Below are 19,833 nucleotides of genomic sequence, written 5' to 3' on the forward strand. Positions count from 1 at the left end.
GCCTTGATCGTACTGAGTATCGACGCCGGTGACCCCGCGAGGTGCCGAAGGTAACGCGCGTCACGACGGAGCCCGGGGAACGGACGGGAACGTTCCGGGCGCCGCCCACCCCTGGCCGTCCCGGGACCGGTGCGTGACGGCCGCCGACCGGGAACGGTCATGGTCCGGTCACATTCCCCGCGCGGGACCGTCACGGGTCGCTGTGAGCATCCTGCCCGGCCATGCCGCCCGGCTGGCCGCGGGATCACGGCCGGAAGGCGGCTCACACTGTGTCAGCGCTGCTAGTGACGGACCCGGGCGGACGGGAGCGGGACGCCGGAACGCCCGGGATCCGGCTCCAGGCCATCGGCGCGGCCACGTACCGCGCGTTCCTGGCGTCCCCGCGCGGCGCCGCGCTGGGCGCCGGTTTCCTCCAGTGCCCCTCCTGGGCCGAGGTCAAGCAGGGCTGGCGGCCGCTGCTGCTGGGCTGGGGGCCGGACCCGGCGGCGGGGGCGCCGGGCCTGACCGGTGTGGCACTGGCCCTGCTGCGTCAGCTCCCCGGCACCCGGCGGTACTTCGCCTATCTCCCGGAGGGACCCGTGGCCGACTGGTCCGACCCCGGCATCGACACCTGGCTCGACCCCCTGCTGGCGCAACTGCGCGAGGCGGGCGCCTTCGCCGTCCGGATCGGTCCCACGCCCCCGTACCGGAGCTGGTCCGCGCGGGCGCTGAAGTCGGCGGCGGGGCCGGGCCGCCGGCTGGCCGATGTGCTGGACTGCGCGGTCGACCCGCTGGGCGCCGCCGTCGCCGACCGGCTGCACGCGCGCGGCTGGCGGCGCTGCGGCAGCGGCGGGGAGGCGGAGGGCGGGGGTGACGCCCAGCCGCGTCATGTGTTCCGGGTGCCGCTGGCCGGGCGGGGCGGCGAGGAGCTGTGGGGCGGGCTGAACCAGGAGTGGCGGCGCAATGTGCGGCGGGCCCGCAAGGAGGGCGTCGAGGTGGTCGTCGGCAGCGCGGCCGAACTGCCCGAGTTCTACCGGCTGCTGGAGATCACCGAGCGCCGGGACGGGTTCAGGCTGGGCCGCTCCCTGGCGTACTACCGGCGTCAGTACGAGGCCCTCAACACGGAGGAGCCCGGCCGCATGAGGCTGTATCTGGCCCGGCACCGGGGCGAGATCCTCGCCGCGCACACCCTGGTGACGGTGGGCCGGCGCGTCTGGTACCAGACGGGCGCCTCCGCCGATCACCGCCGCGAGGTCAGACCGTCGAACGCGGTGCAGTGGCGGATGCTGCTGGACGCCCAGGCGTCCGGCGCACAGGAGTACGACATGCGCGGGGTACCCTCCACACTCGACCCCGCGGACCGCTCGTACGGGCTTCTGCGCTGGAAGCTCGGCACCGGGGGGAGCGTCGTGGAGACGCTGGGGGAATGGGAGAGGGCGTTGGGCGGGACCACCAACCAGGCGCTCCACCGCGCCTTCCGGGCCTATCTGGCGCGCCGGTGAGCCAGGTACCCGCGATGGCCCCGGCCGGCCGGAGACGACGCCCCGCACCACCCCGCCCACCGGAGGAACCCCCCTCCACATCACCCCAGCCGCCCAAGTCCCCCTCCCCCTCCCCCTCCCTCGCCCGGAGCGGCATGCTCATGGCCGCCGGGTCCCTCGTCTCCCGGGCCACCGGCTTCGCCCGGTCGGCGATCGTGGCGGCGGCGCTCGGCATCGGGCTGACCGCCGACGGCTACGCGGTCGCCAACGCCCTGCCGACCGTGGTCTACATGCTGCTGATCGGCGGCGCGCTCAACGCGGTGTTCGTGCCGGAGCTGGTGCGGGCCGCGAAGGAGCACGCGGACGGTGGGCAGGCGTACACGCAGCGGCTGCTGACGGTGTGCGCGGTGGCGCTGCTGGCGCTGACCGGGACGGCGGTGGCGGCGGCCCCGCAGATCATGGCCCTGTACACCGGGTACAGCGGGGCGCAGGCGGAGCTGACGGTCGCGTTCGCCCGGTGCTGTCTGCCGCAGATCTTCTTCCTGGGCCTGTTCACCGTGCTGGGGCAGGTGCTGAACGCGCGGGGCCGGTTCGGGGCGATGATGTGGACGCCCGTCCTCAACAATGTCGTCGTCATCGCGGTGTTCGGGCTGTATCTGGCGGCCGGTGACGGGGGCACGCTGACCGCCGGGGAGCGGGCGCTGCTGGGGTGGGGCACCACCGCCGGGATCGCGGTGCAGGCGCTGGCGCTGGTGCCGTCGCTGCGGCGGGCGGGCTTCTCCTGGTGGCCCCGGTTCGACTGGCGCGGCAGCGGGCTGACCCGGCCGCTGCGGGCGGCGGGCTGGCTGGTGCTGCTGGTGCTGTCCAACCAGGCCGCGTACTGGGTCGTGACCCGGTTGGCGACCATGGCCGGGCAGCGGGCGGCGCAACTGGGCATCGACGGCGGGGCGGGCTTCAGCGCGTACACCCACGCGTACACCCTCTGGGCGGTGCCGCACGGCATCGTCACGGTCTCGCTGATGACCGCGCTGCTGCCCCGGATGAGCCGGGCCGCGGCCGACGACGATCCGATGGCGGTCCGCCGGGATGTGTCGTCGGCGCTGCGGACCAGTTCCTCGATGATCGTGCCCGCGGCCTGTGTCCTGCTGGCGGTGGCGCAGCCGCTGATGACGCTGGTGTACGGGTACGGCCGGACCGGCGCGGACGAGGTGGCCCTGATGGCGGGCATCCTGGTGGCGTTCGCGCCGGGGCTGGTGGCATTCTCGGGTCAGTACGTGCTCTCCCGGGCGTTCTACGCGCTCGGCGACACCCGGACGCCGTTTCTGCTGAACCTGGTGATCGTCGTACTCAACGCCGGGCTGGCGGTGGCCGCGTACGCGCTGCTGCCGGTGCGGTGGGCGGTGACGGGGATGGCGGGGGCGTACTCGGTGGCGCTGCTGGCGGGCTGGGTGGTGACGGCGGCGGCGCTGCGCCGGCGGCTGCTGCCGCCACCGTCCGGGGCCGTCGCGGGCCGCCGTGCCCGGCACTCGCGGCGGGCCGGGCCCCGCCACCGCCGTGAGCCGCTGTGGCGCTCGGCGTCGGCGGGGACGATCGCGCGGCTGCTGCTGGCGGCGGTACCGGCGGCGGGCCTCGGTCTGGCGGCCACCCGGGCGACCGGCGCGGTGGGCGCCGTGGGCGCGGCGGCGGTCGGCGCCCTCGTGGTCGGCGCGGTCTTCGTCGCCCTGGCCCGGCCGCTGCGCCTGGCCGAACTGGACACCGCGGTCTCCGGGGCCGTACGGAGGATCAGGAGGCGGCCCGCACCCGGCTGAGCACCGCCGAAGCGCGGCGGGACGGGCGGACGGACGCGGGAACGACATGTCGATCAAGTGTGAAGTGCGAAGGGTGAAGGGGGAGGCCGCCGTGCCACGCGTGCTGCTCATCGAGGACGATCCGTCCGTGCGCGAGGGGGTGGAGCTGGGGCTGCGCCGACGCGGTCACGAGGTGGCGGCCGTGGCGAGCGGTGAGGAGGGGCTCGCCGCGCTGCCGTTGTTCCGGCCCGATCTGGTGCTGCTGGATCTGATGCTGCCGGGGGTCAACGGGGTCGAGGTGTGCCGCCGGGTCCGGGACGCCGGGCAGCTCCCGATCATCATGCTCACCGCGCGCGGCGACGACTTCGACGTGGTCATCGGTCTGGAGGCGGGCGCCGACGACTACATCGTCAAACCGGCCCGGACGGAGGTGATCGAGGCGCGGATCCGGGCCGTGCTGCGGCGGATCGACGCGCCGGGCGCGGAGCGGCCGGTGGTGGAGCGGCACGGGGAACTGGTCCTGGACCGCGGGGGGCTGACCGTGACCAAGGCGGGGCGGACGCTGGCGCTGGCGCCGTCCGAGCTGAAGCTGCTGCTGCATCTGAGCGCGGCGCCGGAGCAGGTGTTCAGCCGTCAGCAGTTGCTGGAGCATGTGTGGGAGCACAGCTACCACGGGGACGCCCGGCTGGTGGACGCGTGTGTGCGGCGGCTGCGGAACAAGATCGAGGACCAGCCGGGCGTGCCGCGCTACATCCAGACCCTGCGCGGATTCGGCTACCGGTTCGGGCCGCTGTGACGCGCAAGGCAACTGCGGAGAGCCGGGGACGGACCGCTACCGGGCTGCGGACCCGGCGGGCCCGGCGGACGCGGATCGGGCCGCGGACCCCACCGACCCGTACCGGGCCGCGGACCCGGATCGGGCCGCGGACTCGGCGCCCCCGGCGGACGCGGATCGGCCTGCGGACCCGGCTCGTCTTCGCGTTCCTGCTGGTCGCGCTGGTCACCGCGGTGTCCACGGCCGCGCTCACCTACCGCGAGGCCCGCAACTCGGTGCTCCAGGCGACGCAGGACACGGCGGTGTCGTCGTTCCGCGACCAGATCCGCCAGTACACCGTGCAGGTGCCGATCGAACCGGCCGGGCTCCAGAGCGCCGTCCGCTCCCTCGCCAAGCTGGGCAAGCCGCGCACGCTGTACGTCTTCGCCGAGTACGGCACGAGTGTGCGGGTCTCGTCGGGGACGAGCCCGGTGTCGACGGTCGTCACCGACGAGCTGCGGAGCCGGGCGGCGAGCCGTCCGCACGGCAGCTTCCAGCGGGTCGTCAAGGACGGGCGGCCGTATCTGGTGGTGGGGATGCCCGTGGTGATCGGGCTGATGGAGCACAGCGAGATCGACACCGGTCTGGTGATGTACGCCGTCCTGCCGCTGGACGAGGAGCGGATGCAGATCGACGCGCTGGTCACGGCCGCCCGCAACGGGGCGCTGCCGGGGCTGGCGATGGCGCTGGTGCCTGCGCTGCTGGCGGCCCGCAGTGTGCTGCGCCCGGTGCGGGAGCTGCGCGGGGCGGCGCTCAGCATGGGCAGCGGGCGCCTCGACACCCGGATCCCGGTCAAGGGCCGGGACGAACTCGCCGACCTGGCGGGGACGTTCAACGAGTCGGCGGCGGCGCTGGAGCGGTCGGTGACGGAGTTGCGGGAGGCGGAGACCCGGGCCCGCCGGTTCGCCTCCGACGTCTCGCACGAGCTGCGTACCCCGCTGGCGGGCATGCTCGCGGTCACCGAACTGCTGGACGAGGACGCGGCCGGGCTCGACCCGGACACCGCGCGGGCGGTGCGGCTGATCAGTACGGAGACGGGGCGGCTCGCGGTGCTGGTCGAGGATCTGATGGAGATCTCCCGGTTCGACGCGCGGGCCGCCGAGCTGAACACGGACGAGGTCGATGTCGCCGAGACCATCCGCCGGACGCTGGCCGGGCGGCACTGGGGCGACCGGGTCCGCACCGACCTCCCGGACGGCATCCGGGCCCGTCTGGACCCGCGCCGGTTCGATGTGGTGATCGCCAATCTGGTCGGCAACGCGCTGCGGCACGGCGCCACCCCGGTGACGGTACGGCTGCGCCGCGAGCCGGCCGGGGCCGACGGGGCGGCACGGCTGTGCGCGCAGGTCGTGGACAGCGGTCCGGGGATCCGCCCGGAGGTGCTGCCGTATGTCTTCGACCGCTTCTTCAAGGCGGACCCGGCCAGGATCCGTTCCACCGGCAGCGGTCTGGGACTGGCGATCACGGCGGAGAACGTACGGCTGCACGGCGGGACCATCGACGCCGCGAACCGCCCCGACGGACCGGGCGCGGTGTTCACGGTGACGCTCCCCCTGACCGACGCAGCGGAGGCGCCCGAGGAGCGGCCGGGGCCTCCCGAGCCGACCCGTCGGAAGGAGCGGAGGGCGTGAACATTCCGGTGTCGGTGACGGCGGGGGTGCGGCGGGCCGGAGCGGCGGTCCTGGCGGGGGCGCTGCTCGCCGGGTGCGGGATCAGCGCGACCGACCCGGTGGAGGCGGGCGATCCGGCGGTGATCGATCTGACCCTCTCCCCCGAGAACTGGATGATGCTGTTCCTCCGCTCCCCCAGCGGCCGGCTGGTCCCGGTGTTCCGGGCCCGGACCTGGAGCGAACTGCCGCCGAAGCCACCGGTGCTGGTGGCGGAGGCGGTCGAGGCCCTGTTCGACGGCCCGACACCGGAGGAACGCGCGACGGGCCTCACCAGCACACCCCTGCGGCTCCCGCCCGGCCGCCCGGTACGGGTGTCGGTGGACGGCGAGTTCGCGCTGACCGTCCGGCTGCCGCTCGCCCTCGCCTCGCTCGACTCCACCGCCCTGCGGCAGGTGGTGTGCACGGCCGCCCTCGCCCATGACCGGCGTGGCTGGACGCAGATCGTGCTGGCGGGCACCGACGGCACCATGGAGGGCACCCCCTGCGACGCGGCCATCGACATGGTCCCGTCGACGGTCCGCCCCTCGCTCGCACCGCCGCGACCGGAGGAACCGACACCGAACGAGTGGACCTCGTGAGCCCATTGGGCGGCCCCGGCCCCACGGCCACGCAGGGGATATCCCTCGTCATCGGCCGCGCAGCCCGCGTGTTCACGGTCACTCTCGGTAGTCGGTACCGATAGCTTCACCCCCGGACGGCGCAGGGTGCGCACGCCCGGAACGGGAGGTCACACGATGTCGGTCGTGGACGAATCACTGGTCAGCAACGCGGCGTACGCCGCCGATTTCGGCGGTGCCCTGGCACTGCCCCCGGCACGGAAGCTGGCGGTCGTCGCGTGCATGGACGCACGGCTCGACATCTTCTCGATGCTGGGACTGAAGGAGGGCGACGCCCATGTCATCCGCAACGCGGGCGGCGCGGTGACGGAGGACGCGCTCCGGTCGCTGGTGATCAGCCAGCGGCTGCTGGGCACCCGCAGGATCATGCTCATCCACCACACCGACTGCGGAATGCAGACCTTCCGGGACGACGATCTGAAGCGGGACATCGAGAAGGAGACCGGCATCCGCCCGCCGTGGGCCCCGGAGGCGTTCGCCGATCTGGAGGACGACGTCCGCCAGTCGGTCCGCCGCATCGAGGCGGACCCGTTCGTCCCGCACAAGCAGCATGTGCGGGGGTTCGTCTTCGATGTGGAGACGGGGTTGCTGACGGAGGTGAGGTGAGCGGGGCGGCTGCTTGACCGGGCCGGGGTGCGTCGGCGCGGCCACCGGGGATACGGCGGCCCCGGCGCCCCACCCGGCCCGCACCCCCTGCCGCCGGATCCGTAGGACGCGACGGCGCGGCGGCGGGCGGGGGGAGAGCGGGGGCGCCCGCCGACTGCCCCGGTCCGCGAGGGCACGGAGTCGGTACGCGTCCGCCGCCGCAGGCTCCCCCGCGTGCCGGTGGCCGCCGCACCTCACCCCGGTCGGGTGCCGGGGTCGTGCGGTGTGGCCACCCCGGAGGTGCCGAAGACCTGTGATTCACGACCGCGCTCGCGCAGCCCGGGGCCGGTGGGCGCGGTGCCATGGAATAGAAGTCGCCGGATACGCCATGCAGGCGCACATCACGGCCGCGGACGGCCGGGCGGGGGTCGCGCTCTCCGGGGTGAAGCCCACGGCGAACCCCTCGGTGATGATCTGCATGGACCCGCCCCGCTACGGGTTCGCCCGGCTCCCCGCCGACGAGCATGTGACGGCGTTCCGTGTCCTCGTCTCCGTGTTCGCCGTCGCGGACACCCGCCGCAGGGAGACACACTGCAAGGGCGCCTGCGGCCACCCCTGGCACCATCTGCCTCCGGCCGGTCCGGAACTCTGACGGCGCCCGCCCGACCCCGCACCCGGCGTCGCCCCCACGTCACCCCCAAGCAGCACCCCCACCCCCATCCGGTTCCGCCGCACCCCCGGAGGGGAAGGGTCGAGGGCGTGGCAGGTATCGGTGGTGCGCTGGAAGAAGCCCAGGAGCGGGTTCGGGTCTGTCGGGAGAGGGGGGACGAGCCGGAGCTGGCCCATGCGTTGATCGTACTGTCGGCCGAATTACAGAAGGCCGGCCGGCCCGACGAGGGGGTCGGGGCGGCGCGGGAGGGGGCCGGACTGTACCGGACCCTCGGCAATCGCGAGGGGCTGTCCTGGACCCTGGAGAACCTGGGCAGCCGCTGCGTCGCGGCGGGGCGGTTCGACGAGGCCGTCGAGGCGACCGGCGAGCGCGTCGCCCTCCAGCGGGCGGCGGGGAATCCCGCCGGGCTCGCGCACGCGCTCGTCACGCTCGGGTCGCACCTGGAGTCCGCCGGGCGGCTGGAGGAGGCGATCGGCGCCGCGCTGGAGGGCACGGCGGTGTACCGGCAGCTCGGCGGGGCGGGCGGGATCGCCTGGGCCCTTCAGAACCTCGCGCGCCGGTACCAGACGGCGGGCCGGTACCGGGAGGCCGCGCGGGAGACGGCGGAAGAGGCCGGTATCCACCGGGCCGCGCAGGACCGTCCCGCGCTGGCCGGGGCCCTGGTGGTGCTGGCATCGCAGTTGCTGGCGGCGGGGGCGCCGGAGGAGGCCATCGTGCCCGCCCGGGAGTCGGTGACGCTGTATCAGTCGCTGGGCAACCGCTCGGGATTCCTCTGGGCCCGCGAGAACCTGGACCGGATCGGTACCGTCCTGGCCACCCGGCAGCCGTTCGAGTACCCGATCCCGCCGCCCTTCACCGTGGAGGCCGCGTTCCCGCCCGGCGCGCCGACGGCGACCCTGTGCCGCACGAGCGGGCACATGGAGCTGTTCGCCGTCGACACCGAGGGGCGGATGTGGACGTCCTGGTGGTGGCAGGGGGCGTGGGACGGCAGCTTCCTGCTGGCGGGGCACCTCTTCCCGCCCGGCGCCCATGTGGCCACGCTCTCGCGCAACGACGACATCATGGACGTCTTCGCCGTCGACGGCGACGGCCAGGTGTGGTCCACCTGGTGGAACGGGGAGTGGAAGGGCTGGTTCGCGCTGCCGGGCCCCGTCTTCCCGGCCGGGGCGCCGCTGACGGCCGTGGCGCGCGACGACGACCACATGGAGGTGTGGGGGATCGACCGCGACGGCCGGGTCCGGGGCAACTGGTGGCACGGCGAGTGGAAGGGCTGGTACGAGATCCCCGGCCAGGTCTTCCCGCCCGGCGGGCATCTCGTCTCGCTGTCCCGCAACGACGGCCACATGGAGGTCTGCACCGTCGACGGCGACCGCCGGTTGCGGGCCGCCGCGTGGGGCGGCACGTGGGGGGAGTGGCAGCACATCGGGACGTACGCGTTCCCGCCCGGGTCACCGCTGGCCGCGCACTCCCGGCACGAGGACCACCTGGAGATCTGGGGCATCGGCACGGACGGTCCGGTGCGGGGCACCTGGTGGGACGGCCACGACTGGCACGAGTGGTACACCCTCGGGGGCCGCGTCCACGAGGCCGGGTCGCCGATCGCCGCGCTCTCCCGGCACGAGGACCATCTGGAGGTCTTTGTCGTCGACCGGGACGGCCAGACCTGGGGAAACTACTGGGACTCGGAGAACTGGCACGACTGGTTCCGGGTCCGCGCCGATCGGCCGTTCGCGGGACCGGCCCATCTGTCGACGCTGTCCCGCGACGACCAGCACATGGAGGTCTTCGGCGTCGACCGGGCCGGGCGGCGGACCGCGGCCTGGTACGTGGACGGCGACTGGCACGACTGGTTCCTGCTGCCCCCGGCCGCCGTGCCGCTGCCGGACGGCGAGATCCCGCCCGGCGACGAACGGGTCTTCACCCTGGGCCGGGAGATCTGGGTCTACAGCACGGTCGGCACCCGCCTCCCGCTGTACTGCTCCGAGGCCAGGCTCACCGTCCGCGGCGACGGCGGCTGGCACTTCACCGCGTTCCTGCGGAACACGGAGACCGACGGCGACTGCCAGTTCGACCTGTATCTGCGGCTCAACGGCACCTCCCGGCCCTTCGACTTCCGGCTGTCCGGCGAACTCGGCGCCCCCGGCGACAAGGAGGCCGCCCGCATCGGCCGCCGCGCGCGGGGACACCTCCCGGAACAGCGCTTCGAGGAACGGGGGCACTACGACGCGCTCACCGACCCCGCGTTCTTCCGTGAGGTGTACACCTGCGCGGCGACCTTCACCCTCCCGCCCCCGGCCTGGAACGACTACATCGTGCCGCCGGCGGAGGAACCGGAGGAGTAGCCGGGAGAGGAACCGGAGGGGCAGCCCCGGTCAGGGGCACCCGCCGCGGCGAAGACCGAGGGAAAGCCGGCTGCGGAACGGCCGGGTACTACAGGGTGCGTTCCAGGCGGTCCGCGATCAGCTTCACGAAGCGGGCGGGCTCGGCCGGGCGACCGCCCTCCGCGAGGACGGCGAGGGTGTGGAGCAGCTCCGCGGTCTCCGGGAGGGCGGGGTCCTCGGGGCGCTGGGTGTGGGCATCGTTGAGGGACTTCACCAGCGGGTGACCGGGGTTCAGCTCCAGGATGCGCTTGGCGGTGGGGATGTCCTGGCCCATGGAGCGGTACAGGTTCTCCAGAGCGGGCGTCATCCCGTCCGACTCGGAGACCACGCAGGCCGGGGAGACGGTGAGGCGGGTGGAGAGGCGGACCTCCTTAACCTCCTCGGCGAGCCGCCCGGTCATCCAGGCGAGCAGCGCCGCGTACTCCTCGTCGCGCTGCTCCCTGCCCTCGTCGGCCGCCTCGCCGTCCTCGTCCGTGCCGAGGTCGATCTCGCCCTTGGCGACCGAGCGGAGCCCCTTGCCGTCGTACTCGCCCACCGCGTCGACCCACACCTCGTCGACCGGGTCGGTGAGCAGGAGCACCTCGATGCCCTTGGCGCGGAACGCCTCCATGTGGGGGCTGTTCTCCAGGGCGGTGCGGGAGTCGCCGGTGAGGTAGTAGATGTCGGTCTGGCCCTCCTTCATGCGCTCCGCGTAGGCCGCGAGCGAGGTCGGCTCCTCGGGGTCGTGGGTGGTGTCGAAGGAGGACGCGGCGAGGAGGGCCTCGCGGTTGCCGGAGTCGGTGATCAGGCCCTCCTTGAGGACCGCGCCGAACTCCCGCCAGAAGGTGGCGTACCGGTCGGGCGCGGAGGTCCGCAGGTCCTTCACCGTGGAGAGGATCTTCTTCGTCAGGCGCCGCTGCATCATCAGGATGTGGCGGTCCTGCTGGAGGATCTCGCGGGACACGTTCAGCGAGAGGTCCTGGGCGTCGACCACGCCCTTGACGAAACGGAGGTAGGGCGGGAGCAGTTCCTCGCAGTCGTCCATGATGAAGACGCGCTTCACATAGAGCTGGACGCCGCGCTGGTGGCCCTGGGTGAACAGGTCGTGCGGGGCGTGGGAGGGGATGTAGAGCAGCGCCTGGTACTCGAAGGTGCCCTCGGCCTGGAGGCGGACGGTCTCCAGGGGCTCGCGCCAGTCGTGGCTGATGTGCTTGTACAGCTCGTGGTACTCGTCGTCCGACACCTCGTCGCGCGGGCGGGCCCACAGCGCCTTCATGGAGTTGAGCGTCTCCGGCTCGGGGCGCTCGGGCCCCCCGGACTCCTCGGACTCCCCGGAATTCTCGGCTGCGGGCGGGACGAGCCGGATCGGCCAGGTGATGAAGTCCGAGTAGCGCTTGATGGTCTCCCGGACCTTCCAGGGCTCGGTGAAGTCGCCCAACTGGTCCTCGGGATCGGCCGGTTTGACATGCAGGGTCACCGAGGTGCCCTGCGGCGCCTCGTCCACGGCCTCCAGGGTGTACGTGCCCTCCCCCCGGGAGGTCCAGCGGGTGCCCTTGGTCTCACCGGCCCTGCGGGTGAGCAGGGTGACCTCGTCGGCCACCATGAACGAGGAGTAGAAGCCCACGCCGAACTGCCCGATCAGCCCGTCGGCGCCCGCCCCGTCCTGCGCCTCCCGCAGCTCCTTGAGGAACGCGGCGGTGCCGGAGTGGGCGATGGTCCCGATGAGCCGGGTGACCTCCTCGTACGACATCCCGATGCCGTTGTCCCGCACGGTGAGGGTGCGGGCGTCGCGGTCGATGTCGAGTTCGATGTGGAGGTCGGAGATGTCGGCGCCGAGGCTGTCGTCGCGCAGCACGGCGAGCCGCAACTTGTCGAGGGCGTCTGAGGCGTTGGAGACCAGCTCCCGCAGGAAGACATCCTTGTTCGAGTAGATGGAGTGGATCATCAGATGGAGGAGCTGACGTGCCTCCACCTGGAACTCAAACGTTTCGGTCGCCATGGTTCGCGAGTACCTCACTGGTCAACTGACAGGACATGCACCGACAGTACTGGTCCTGTCACTGTAGATCGACGGGGCCGGGGAGGGGCCCGGATCCGGATCTCCGTCCCGCCCGGCCCCGTTCCCCCTCGTACCCCTACCCCTACCCCACTCCTCCCCCGCCCCTACTCCTCGTCCTCGTCCCCGCTCCCGTCCGCGTCCGTCAGGGCCTGGGTGATCAGGCGGGTGGCGAAGTCGCGGTCGTCGGTGAGGTGGTTGATGTGCTCGGCCAGCAGAACGGCCGTGGCCTCCAGGGGAGTCATCTCCGTCTTCATCCAGTCGCCGTACTGCCTGCGCCACAGGCTCGGGCTCAGGCCGGTGCCCGCCGCGATCAGCAGTCCGGCCATGGTGGGGATCGCCTCGGGGCTGACACTGCGGCGCATCATCGTCATGGAGGTGACGATCGAGGGCACCACATACTCGATGACATCCTTGCCCTGGGCCTCGTGCGCCATCCGCAGCCACTTCATGAAGACATAGATGATCGAGCACACACCGTCCAGGACGTCATCGGCTCCCCTGACCCCCATCGACGCCGTGACCTGGGCCACCAGCGCCTGCTGTTCGGGGTCGCTGCCGCTCTTGCCGTCGTAGACGGCCTTGAGCTGGGAGTCGATCATCATGAGCGCCGCGCCCACGTCGCCGGCCGGTGCGTACGCGGGGTCGCAGGGTGATGAGGGCACGGGAATCCATCCCTTTCTGTCGCGGAAGTCGCGGAAGTTTCGGGTGTCTCGGGTCTCGCGGGTCGCAGCTCGCGCGGGTGTCGCAGGTCGCGTTCACCGACAGTAGACCTCTGATGACATGGGGTAGGGCGGTTCCGGGGGATTGACTCCATCCGGAGAAACGGGCGGTGTGCTGTGGTAGAAGGGGGCGCGCACCCCGGCGGGCACCACGGCAGCGCACCACACCCGCCCCTTGTCAGTGGCTGCCTCTAGCATTCGCCTCAACACGACCCGTGGCGCATCGCGCGCCCCGGCACCGCCCGCCACTCCCCATCTCCGGAGCCCCCCATGACGTACTCGCCCGTCGCGGAACTCAATCTGCTCAAGGATCTCCAGGACTCCCTGGGCCACGGCAGTTTCGGCGACGGCTTCGGGCTCACCGAGTACGGGGACGTCTCCGGGCTGGTGGCGGGCTGGTCGGACGACCCGGAGTTCACGGGCCGGTTGGTGCCCTTCGCGCAGGCCACCGCCGGAGGGTCGTTCTACGCGCTGTGGCGGCTGGACGACCGCCCCGACCCGGCCACACTGCCCGTCGTGGTCTTCGGCGACGAGGGCGGGCAGCATGTGGTGGCCAGACATCTGCGGGAGCTGTTCCAGCTCATCGGTTTCGACGCCGAGATACGCGTCGACTGGGACAGCAGCTTCTTCTACCGCGACGAGGACGACCCGCACAGCGACGGCCACGACACCTACCTGGCCTGGCTCGACCGGAACTTCGGACTGCCGCCCGCGCGGGACCCGGACGCCGTTGTCGCGTCGGCCCAGGCCGAGTTCGGGCGCCGCTTCTCGGCCTGGGTGGGCCCCTTCCTCCCCTGAACCACCCCTTCACTCCTCCCCCACCGCGAAACCCCCATGAGCCGATGGCCGATGAGCCGATGGCCCATGAGCCGATGGCCGATGCGTCAACGAGCCATTCAGTCAATCAAGTCAGTGAGTCAAGGAAAGGTGCGTCCATGCACGGAGTGCCGCTGACCGAGCGGGTCATAGAGCATGTCGCGGAGAAGGTACGCCACGATCCCGGGGCGAGCGTCCTGTCGTATCTGAAGGTGCCCTGGGTGGAGGGCGGCACCCCGCGGCCGATGCCCGCCGAGCAACTGGCGCGGACCGTGTTCCCCTCCGGCCGCCCGCTGTCCCCGAGCCTGCGGGCCTGGCTGGCGTACGACACGAGTCTGCTGGCGCGGCACGGCTGGTTCACCGAGGACGGCGCTCTCGCGCCGCGGCCGGTCGACCAGTTGATCGGCGACGAGATGGACGACTGGTCGGGGGAGCTGTTCGCCTGGCTGGCCGGGCATCTGCCCGAGTGCTTTCTGCTGCCGGGCGGGTCCGACTCCCGCCGGATCCTCGCGGTCACCGAACCCGACGACGAGGGCGAGTACCCGATCCTGGCCCTCGACCTGGACGACATGCCCTATCTGGGGCTGATGTACCCGGGCTTCGACATCTATGTGGCCGACACCGCCGGTCTCGCCGACCTCGGCAAGCGCAGGACCTACAGCAGCCTCCTCGACCACCCCGTCCACGGACCCCGCATGCGCCGGCACGCGGCGCAGGTCTTCGCCGGGGAGTCGTGTGTGGAGTACCCCTTCGAGTTCAGCCGGCTCCACGCCCGGCTCCACCCGGAGGCGTCGGACGGCCCCGCGACCGGCGGTGCCTGATGCTGGCCCTGTCCACCCGGCAGGCCGGGTTCGGCCCGCTGTCCGACCCCGCGCGCGTGGCGGACCGTACCGGCGGCCAGATCGCCGGTTTCCTCCGGCACGACCACAGCTGGCGCCACCACCCCGGTGATCTGCGGCTGCCCGGTGACACCGATCTGGACATCGCGCTGGTCGTGGAGGGCGATCTGACGGTTGACGGCTTCCTGGACGACCATGTCTCCGGGCTCGGCATGCTCGTCGTCCTCGGCGACCTCGTGGTGCGGGACCTGCTGTCGTGGGGGGCGCTGTACGTGGGCGGTGATCTGCGCGCGGAGGGTCTGGTCTTCGGCTACTACAACGACTTCACCTTCGAGGTCGCCGGTGCCGTCCATGCGCGGGCGCTGGTCCTGGACGACAAGTTCGCCGACTACCGCCGGGGCGCGCTGGGCGTGGAGATCGACGCCCACGAGCCGACCCGGGAGCAGCTCCACGCCGCCCGCGATCTCCTCGTCCCCGAGGTGTACGGGGACGAGGAGGACGAGGAGGAGTGCGCGGAACCGCTCCCGGGCCGCCCGGAGTACGCGCGGGTCGCCGCGCGACTGCACCGGGGCGAGCCGCTGTTTCGCCGCACCGGCCGCGCCACCGCCACCCCGCCCCACCCCTCATGAACGGCACAGACGGCACCGCCCCGGAGGACCCCGACGACTGGCGGTCCCCCGTCCTGTTCGCCCGCGCCCTCTCCCCCACCGACCTGGCCGCCCGCCTCGGCGCGGACCTCTCCACGGCACGGGAGGGGGTCGTGGAGGAGGAGGTGGAGCTGCTGCTGGGTGAGTGGTACCGGCCGGGCGGGTCCCGGGACGGGCTGATCCGGGTCGGCGAGCGCGACGGCTGGGCGTTCGCCGTGGAGTACGGCGGCATCCGGGGCCGGGCCCGGCTGGCGGAGGCGTCCCGGGACGGCGGTGAGGCCGTACGGTACGAGCCGCCCGGGGCGGACCCCGCGACCGAGCCCGCCGACTTCAGCCACGCGCGCGACGGCACCGTCCTGTACGGGTACGGGCTGACGGCGGAGCATCGCCGCTACGGAACCCGGCGCGCGCTGCGGGATCTGCCGGTGCCCGACCTCGTCGCGGCGGGTCTGCTGACGCCGGACGGCGGCACCCGGATCCCGCCCCCGGACGGCCGGTACGGCACGGCGTGGCGGCAGAGCGTGGACTTTCTGGAGCGGCGCTTCGGACTCACCCTGTCCGCGAGTGCGTTCCGGGACCTGGCCCTCACCGCGTACCCGGTCCGCGCCCCGGCACAAGGCCCGTGATGACCGCCGCCGCCTCTCCCCGGTCAGCGCACGCGGCGGTCGACGAGTGCCGCGACCTGGGTGAAGTACGTGCGGAACAGGGGCTCGTGGCCGGGCGGCACGCGCTCCACGGGTGAGGTGCTGTACCGGAAGGCGAACTTGTCCGTGCCGTACAGCGCGGCCCCGGAGTCGCTCACGGCACCGAAGTACGGCTTGCCCGGTCTGTCGGGCTTCTTGTAGTCGATCAGCACCCCGAGCCAGGGCAGCGGTACCCGGAAGGTGGTCGAGGGCGTGGACAGGTCGAAGAGTTCGAAGATCCCCCGGTCGACCCGGAGATGCAGGTTTTCGTAGTTCAGTACGAGTGGATCCATGACGGAGACGATAGTCCGGCGGGTGGTCCGGGCGGGCCGGGGTCACGCATGATGGGGCTCGACCGACAGCGAGACCGGTTTCAGGAGGCACGGCCATGAGCGGGGACAGAGCCATCATCTTCCGGGGCGAGGGATCCGGGGAGTCCGAGGGATCCGGGGAGCCGGGCGGGTCCGGGGAGTCCAGCGGATCCGGGGGGCCGGGTGCTTCCGGCCCGGCCCCGGTCCGTACGGGACCCGAGGGATCCGCCACCCACATCCTCACCGCCCCCGACCCCGCAGCCGCCGCGGCGCTCGCGGCCGAGTACGTGGACCGGGGGGCGACCTCGGTCGAGCTGTGCGGGGCGACGGGGTATGTGTGGACGGCCGCGGTGGAGGCGGCGGTGCGGGGCCGGGCGCGGGTGCGGACGGTGATGTACGGCTTCGAGTCCCTCCTCGACGTGGCCCGCTTCAAGCGCGCCGCCTTCGCGGGCGAGCCGCTGGCGGGCCTGTTCCTGTACGTCCAGCCGGGCGCCGATCCGGCCGAGGACCGCTTCGTCCGGGTCCTGGGCACCAGCACCTCGACCTATGTCGCGGTACCGGACCCGGCGGCCGGTGCCGCGGTCGCCGCGGAGTTCGCGGACTCGGTGCAGCTCATCGAGGTGTACGGCGAGTGGGACGCGGAGGCGGTGGCGGCGGTGATCGGCGCGGTGGGGGAGCGGGTGCCGGTGGGGGTGGCGGTCGCCGCGTAGGAAGCGGGACGCCCTCACCAGCCCTACCCCAGCCCCTCACCAGCCGTAAGCCAGCCCCCATCAGCCCTACGCCAGCCCTGCACCCGCCCTGCACCCGCCCTCACCAAGCCACCGGCAGGCTCAGTGGCCAGCGGCGGATGGTGGTGGTGTCCCAGGCGATGTCGGCGGGGGTGGTGGCGAGGCGGAGGGTGGGGAAACGGGTGAGCAGGCCCGTGAGGGCGATGTCGAGTTCGGCACGGGCCAGGGGGGCGGCCACGCAGTGGTGGCCGCCCCAGCCGAATGTCATGTGGGGGCGGCCCGGCCGGTCCAGGTCGAGGTCGTGGGGGTCGGGGAAGACGGCCGGGTCGCGGTTGGCGGCCAGATAGGAGACATGGACGTAGTCCCCGGCGCGGATCAGGGTGCCTTCGACATCGGTGTCCTCCAGGGCGATCCGGGGGATGCCGACACCCTTGCGGAACGGGATATAGCGCAGGAGTTCCTCCAGCGCCGCCGGGATGCGGGCCGGGTCGCGGGTGAGGGCGGCGTGCTCGGCGGGGCGGGTGAGCAGGAGGTAGGCGATGTCGGCGATCTGGCAGGTGGCCGTGTCGTTGCCGCTGAGGATCAGGGTGACGGCCAGCACCGCCAACTCGTCGTCGCTCAGGGGCTCCTGGCCCTCCGGTGGGGCGGCGGTGGCCATCACGCTCAGCAGATCCGCGCCGGGGGCGCGGCGCCGCTCCGGGACCAGCGCGGCGAAGTAGGACCGCAGCTCCGCCTTGGCGCCCGCGGCGTGTGCGCGGGAGTCGGGGCCGGTGGACAGGAGCCTCAGGGTCAGGTCGCGCAGTGGGTCGCGGTCGGCCGCGGGCACGTCCAGCAGTTCGCAGATCGTCAGATGCGGCAGGGGCACCGCCAGCCGGGCCACCAGGTCCACGGGCGGTCCGGCGGCCTCCATCGCGGTGAGCAGATCGCCCACCACCCGTTCCACCGCGGGGCGCATGGCGGCCACCCTGTCCCGGGTGAAGGCGACGGCCGCCGTCTGCCGCAGCCGGGTCGCGTGCGGCGGGTCGGCGACATTGACCGACTCCGGGGAGACGATCGGCTCCGGCGTCATCCGCGGATAGTCCCGCCCCACGATCGCCGCCCGGCTGAACCTCGGGTCGCAGGTCACCTGGCGCACCCCGGCGAAGCTGGTCACCAGCCAGGCCCCGGCCTCTCCGTACGGCAGCCGGATACGGCTGACCGGGCCGCTGTTCGCCAGGTCGGCGAGGGCGGGGTCGTAGTCCAGCGCCTCGCTGAAGTCGAAGGGGCAGGTGAGCACCGGCGGGTCTTGGGACGGCATGAGGCTCCTCGGGCCACGGACGGGCACAGTTGTCCTCAAGTGTCCGGGCGGTGCCTCCCGGCGGGTACCGGCGCGCGGGAGCAGCCGCCCGCGCTCCCCCCGCCGTTTCACCACCGCAGGGGCCCTTGCCGGGCCGGAAGTGGGGTATGGCCACCGGCTGCCCGGGCGGCGCGTGACGTCGGGCGGCCGGTCCGCCCGCTGTGCGGACCGCTGCCGCGTGCCCGCCCGGTGTCCGGGCGCGGCGCGCGCGGCGGACGCGGCGGGCGACCGTACGGAGGCCGCCAGGCGGTTCTCGCCGTCCTCGGGCCGGCCGACCGGCGGGGCGTCAGAGGTCCGCCGCGGGCGGCTGCTGCCCCTCCTGCTCCTTCCCGGGCCCGTCCGCGACCCCGTCGACCGGCTCGGCGCCCGTGTCGGTGGTCGTCGCGCAGTCGGGGAAGGCCGCACGGATCACGGCCACGTTCCGCAGCCATGCCGCCCGCCCGTACGTCCGGAACGGCATGCCCGCGACGCTGATGACGAAGTCCTCGGCCGTCAGCCGGTCCAGTAGGGCCGTCCGCTCGCGGTCGGCGGCCCCGGGCGCCGTGCGGACGGGGTGGGGGCTTCCTGCCGGGGGGTGCGGAGCGGTCGTCATCGTGGGGTCCTCGCTTCGGCGGGTGTCCGGGGAGACAGCGGGGCGGCTTCCCACATCCCGGGGATCGGGGACGGGGGATAGGAGATCGGGGATCGTGGATCGGGGATGGGAAGTCGGGGGTGCGGGACGCGGGACGCGGGTTGCCGGATGCGGGGATCCGGATGGCGGATGCGGGATGCGGGATGCGGGGATCCGCACGCCCACTACAGGCCCTGACGCCGCGTGAAGGTCAAGCGCCGGTCCGGGTCGGCCGCCGTACCCTGCCGCCATGACCGCCGACCACCCCTCCCCCGCCCCCCGTGACGACCGCCCCGACGAGTCCCGGAGGGCGCGGCTCGGGCGGATCTTCGATGAGGACGCCGAGTTGTACGACCGGGCGCGGCCCGGGTATCCCGACGCGCTGTTCGACGATCTCGCCGGGATGGCGGGCGCCGGGCCCGGCAGCAGGGTGCTGGAGGTGGGCTGCGGCACCGGGCAGGCGACCGTGCCGCTGGTCCGGCGGGGCTGCCGGGTCGTGGCCGTCGAGCCGGGCGCGCGGATGGCGGCCGTGGCGCGGCGGAAGCTGGCCGGGGTGGCGGGCGCCGAGGTGGTGACGGCGGACTTCGAGACCTGGGCGCTGCCGGACGAGCCGTTCGACGTCGTGCTCGCGGCCACCTCCTTCCACTGGCTCGACCCGGCGGTCCGGGTCACCAGGGCGGCCGACGCGCTGCGGGCGGGCGGCGCGCTGGCCGTCGTACGGACGCAGCATGTGCGGGGTGGGACCGAGGAGTTCTTCGTCGAGGTGCAGCGCTGTTACGAGCGTTTCGATCCGGCCACGCCGCCGGGGCTGCGGCCCGCCGGGGCCGAGGCGTACGACATGGCGGAGCACGCGGCGGAGGTGGCCCGCGGCGGGCGGTTCGGGCCGGTCGCCGTCCGCCGGTACGAGCCGGAGATCACCTACACCACCGAGCGGTATGTGGAGCTGCTGCGCACCTACTCGGGGCACCGGGCGCTGCCCGAGGACGCCCGGCGCGGGCTGCTGGAGTGCGTGGCACGGCTGATCGACGGGCGGTACGGAGGGCGGGTCACCAAGCGGTACCTGGTCGAGCTGGCGGTGTCGCGGACGGTCCGGGCGGTGCAGTGACCATCCCATGATTCACT

General features: G+C 73.2%; 19 protein-coding genes. 14 read left to right on the forward strand and 5 right to left on the reverse strand.

What is annotated here, in order from left to right:
- The first annotated feature begins 269 nt into the window (after nucleotides 1-269).
- From AB0O01_RS02435 to AB0O01_RS02470, 8 genes are all read left to right on the forward strand, one after another.
- On the forward strand, nucleotides 270-1,481 hold the full coding sequence (locus AB0O01_RS02435; protein ID WP_365310155.1) for a peptidoglycan bridge formation glycyltransferase FemA/FemB family protein: 1,212 nt from the start codon (nucleotides 270-272) through the stop codon (nucleotides 1,479-1,481).
- The gene (gene murJ / locus AB0O01_RS02440) at nucleotides 1,406-3,268 is read left to right on the forward strand and encodes a murein biosynthesis integral membrane protein MurJ (protein ID WP_365310157.1); all 1,863 of its coding nucleotides are present in this window, start codon (nucleotides 1,406-1,408) and stop codon (nucleotides 3,266-3,268) included. Before AB0O01_RS02435 ends, murJ begins: the two co-directional genes overlap by 76 nt.
- Before the next feature lie 91 nt (nucleotides 3,269-3,359).
- The gene (locus AB0O01_RS02445; protein ID WP_365310159.1) at nucleotides 3,360-4,043 is read left to right on the forward strand and encodes a response regulator transcription factor; all 684 of its coding nucleotides are present in this window, start codon (nucleotides 3,360-3,362) and stop codon (nucleotides 4,041-4,043) included.
- Between the two features lie 119 nt (nucleotides 4,044-4,162).
- Nucleotides 4,163-5,692 carry a HAMP domain-containing sensor histidine kinase gene (locus AB0O01_RS02450; RefSeq protein ID WP_365310479.1) on the forward strand — a complete coding sequence of 510 codons (1,530 nt, stop codon included), beginning with the start codon at nucleotides 4,163-4,165 and terminating at the stop codon, nucleotides 5,690-5,692.
- The gene (locus AB0O01_RS02455) at nucleotides 5,689-6,309 is read left to right on the forward strand and encodes a hypothetical protein (protein WP_365310161.1); all 621 of its coding nucleotides are present in this window, start codon (nucleotides 5,689-5,691) and stop codon (nucleotides 6,307-6,309) included. The genes AB0O01_RS02450 and AB0O01_RS02455 overlap by 4 nt, the downstream gene beginning before the upstream one ends.
- A gap of 156 nt (nucleotides 6,310-6,465) precedes the next feature.
- Nucleotides 6,466-6,954 (forward strand): carbonic anhydrase, encoded by a 489-nt coding sequence (locus tag AB0O01_RS02460; RefSeq protein WP_365310163.1) that lies wholly within the window; start codon nucleotides 6,466-6,468, stop codon nucleotides 6,952-6,954.
- Between the two features lie 292 nt (nucleotides 6,955-7,246).
- A complete protein-coding gene (locus AB0O01_RS02465) occupies nucleotides 7,247-7,585 on the forward strand; it encodes a DUF5958 family protein (protein WP_365310165.1) in 339 nt (112 codons plus the stop codon).
- A gap of 197 nt (nucleotides 7,586-7,782) precedes the next feature.
- The gene (locus AB0O01_RS02470; protein ID WP_365310167.1) at nucleotides 7,783-9,945 is read left to right on the forward strand and encodes a hypothetical protein; all 2,163 of its coding nucleotides are present in this window, start codon (nucleotides 7,783-7,785) and stop codon (nucleotides 9,943-9,945) included.
- Nucleotides 9,946-10,033: 88 nt separating this feature from the next.
- On the opposite strand, the gene htpG is transcribed toward AB0O01_RS02470, so the two are convergent.
- Nucleotides 10,034-11,962 carry a molecular chaperone HtpG gene (gene htpG, locus AB0O01_RS02475; protein WP_365310169.1) on the reverse strand — a complete coding sequence of 643 codons (1,929 nt, stop codon included), beginning with the start codon at nucleotides 11,960-11,962 and terminating at the stop codon, nucleotides 10,034-10,036.
- A gap of 164 nt (nucleotides 11,963-12,126) precedes the next feature.
- Nucleotides 12,127-12,624 (reverse strand): hypothetical protein, encoded by a 498-nt coding sequence (locus tag AB0O01_RS02480; protein WP_365310481.1) that lies wholly within the window; start codon nucleotides 12,622-12,624, stop codon nucleotides 12,127-12,129.
- A 387-nt stretch (nucleotides 12,625-13,011) separates the two neighbouring features.
- On the opposite strand from AB0O01_RS02480, the gene AB0O01_RS02485 reads away from it, so the two are divergent.
- The 4 genes from AB0O01_RS02485 (at nucleotide 13,012) to AB0O01_RS02500 (ending at nucleotide 15,669) form a co-directional block, all read left to right on the forward strand.
- Nucleotides 13,012-13,539 (forward strand): hypothetical protein, encoded by a 528-nt coding sequence (locus tag AB0O01_RS02485; RefSeq protein WP_365310171.1) that lies wholly within the window; start codon nucleotides 13,012-13,014, stop codon nucleotides 13,537-13,539.
- Nucleotides 13,540-13,676: 137 nt separating this feature from the next.
- On the forward strand, nucleotides 13,677-14,378 hold the full coding sequence (locus AB0O01_RS02490; protein WP_365310173.1) for a hypothetical protein: 702 nt from the start codon (nucleotides 13,677-13,679) through the stop codon (nucleotides 14,376-14,378).
- A complete protein-coding gene (locus tag AB0O01_RS02495; protein ID WP_365310175.1) occupies nucleotides 14,378-15,025 on the forward strand; it encodes a hypothetical protein in 648 nt (215 codons plus the stop codon). Before AB0O01_RS02490 ends, AB0O01_RS02495 begins: the two co-directional genes overlap by 1 nt.
- Nucleotides 15,022-15,669 (forward strand): hypothetical protein, encoded by a 648-nt coding sequence (locus AB0O01_RS02500; protein WP_365310177.1) that lies wholly within the window; start codon nucleotides 15,022-15,024, stop codon nucleotides 15,667-15,669. Before AB0O01_RS02495 ends, AB0O01_RS02500 begins: the two co-directional genes overlap by 4 nt.
- Nucleotides 15,670-15,692: 23 nt before the next feature.
- Here AB0O01_RS02500 and AB0O01_RS02505 read toward each other — a convergent pair whose 3' ends face one another.
- The gene (locus tag AB0O01_RS02505) at nucleotides 15,693-16,019 is read right to left on the reverse strand and encodes a hypothetical protein (protein ID WP_365310179.1); all 327 of its coding nucleotides are present in this window, start codon (nucleotides 16,017-16,019) and stop codon (nucleotides 15,693-15,695) included.
- A gap of 95 nt (nucleotides 16,020-16,114) precedes the next feature.
- On the opposite strand from AB0O01_RS02505, the gene AB0O01_RS02510 reads away from it, so the two are divergent.
- The gene (locus AB0O01_RS02510) at nucleotides 16,115-16,747 is read left to right on the forward strand and encodes a DUF6506 family protein (protein WP_365310181.1); all 633 of its coding nucleotides are present in this window, start codon (nucleotides 16,115-16,117) and stop codon (nucleotides 16,745-16,747) included.
- A gap of 100 nt (nucleotides 16,748-16,847) precedes the next feature.
- On the opposite strand, the gene AB0O01_RS02515 is transcribed toward AB0O01_RS02510, so the two are convergent.
- Together AB0O01_RS02515 and AB0O01_RS02520 are read right to left on the reverse strand one after the other, a co-directional pair.
- Nucleotides 16,848-18,062 carry a cytochrome P450 gene (locus AB0O01_RS02515; protein WP_365310183.1) on the reverse strand — a complete coding sequence of 405 codons (1,215 nt, stop codon included), beginning with the start codon at nucleotides 18,060-18,062 and terminating at the stop codon, nucleotides 16,848-16,850.
- A 325-nt stretch (nucleotides 18,063-18,387) separates the two neighbouring features.
- Nucleotides 18,388-18,693 (reverse strand): hypothetical protein, encoded by a 306-nt coding sequence (locus AB0O01_RS02520; protein WP_365310185.1) that lies wholly within the window; start codon nucleotides 18,691-18,693, stop codon nucleotides 18,388-18,390.
- 268 nt (nucleotides 18,694-18,961) lie between these two features.
- On the opposite strand from AB0O01_RS02520, the gene AB0O01_RS02525 reads away from it, so the two are divergent.
- The gene (locus AB0O01_RS02525; protein WP_365310187.1) at nucleotides 18,962-19,816 is read left to right on the forward strand and encodes a class I SAM-dependent methyltransferase; all 855 of its coding nucleotides are present in this window, start codon (nucleotides 18,962-18,964) and stop codon (nucleotides 19,814-19,816) included.
- Nucleotides 19,817-19,833: the final 17 nt, after the last annotated feature.

The organism is Streptomyces sp. NPDC093252, assembly GCF_040683675.1.
Taxonomy (GTDB): Bacteria; Actinomycetota; Actinomycetes; order Streptomycetales; family Streptomycetaceae; genus Streptomyces.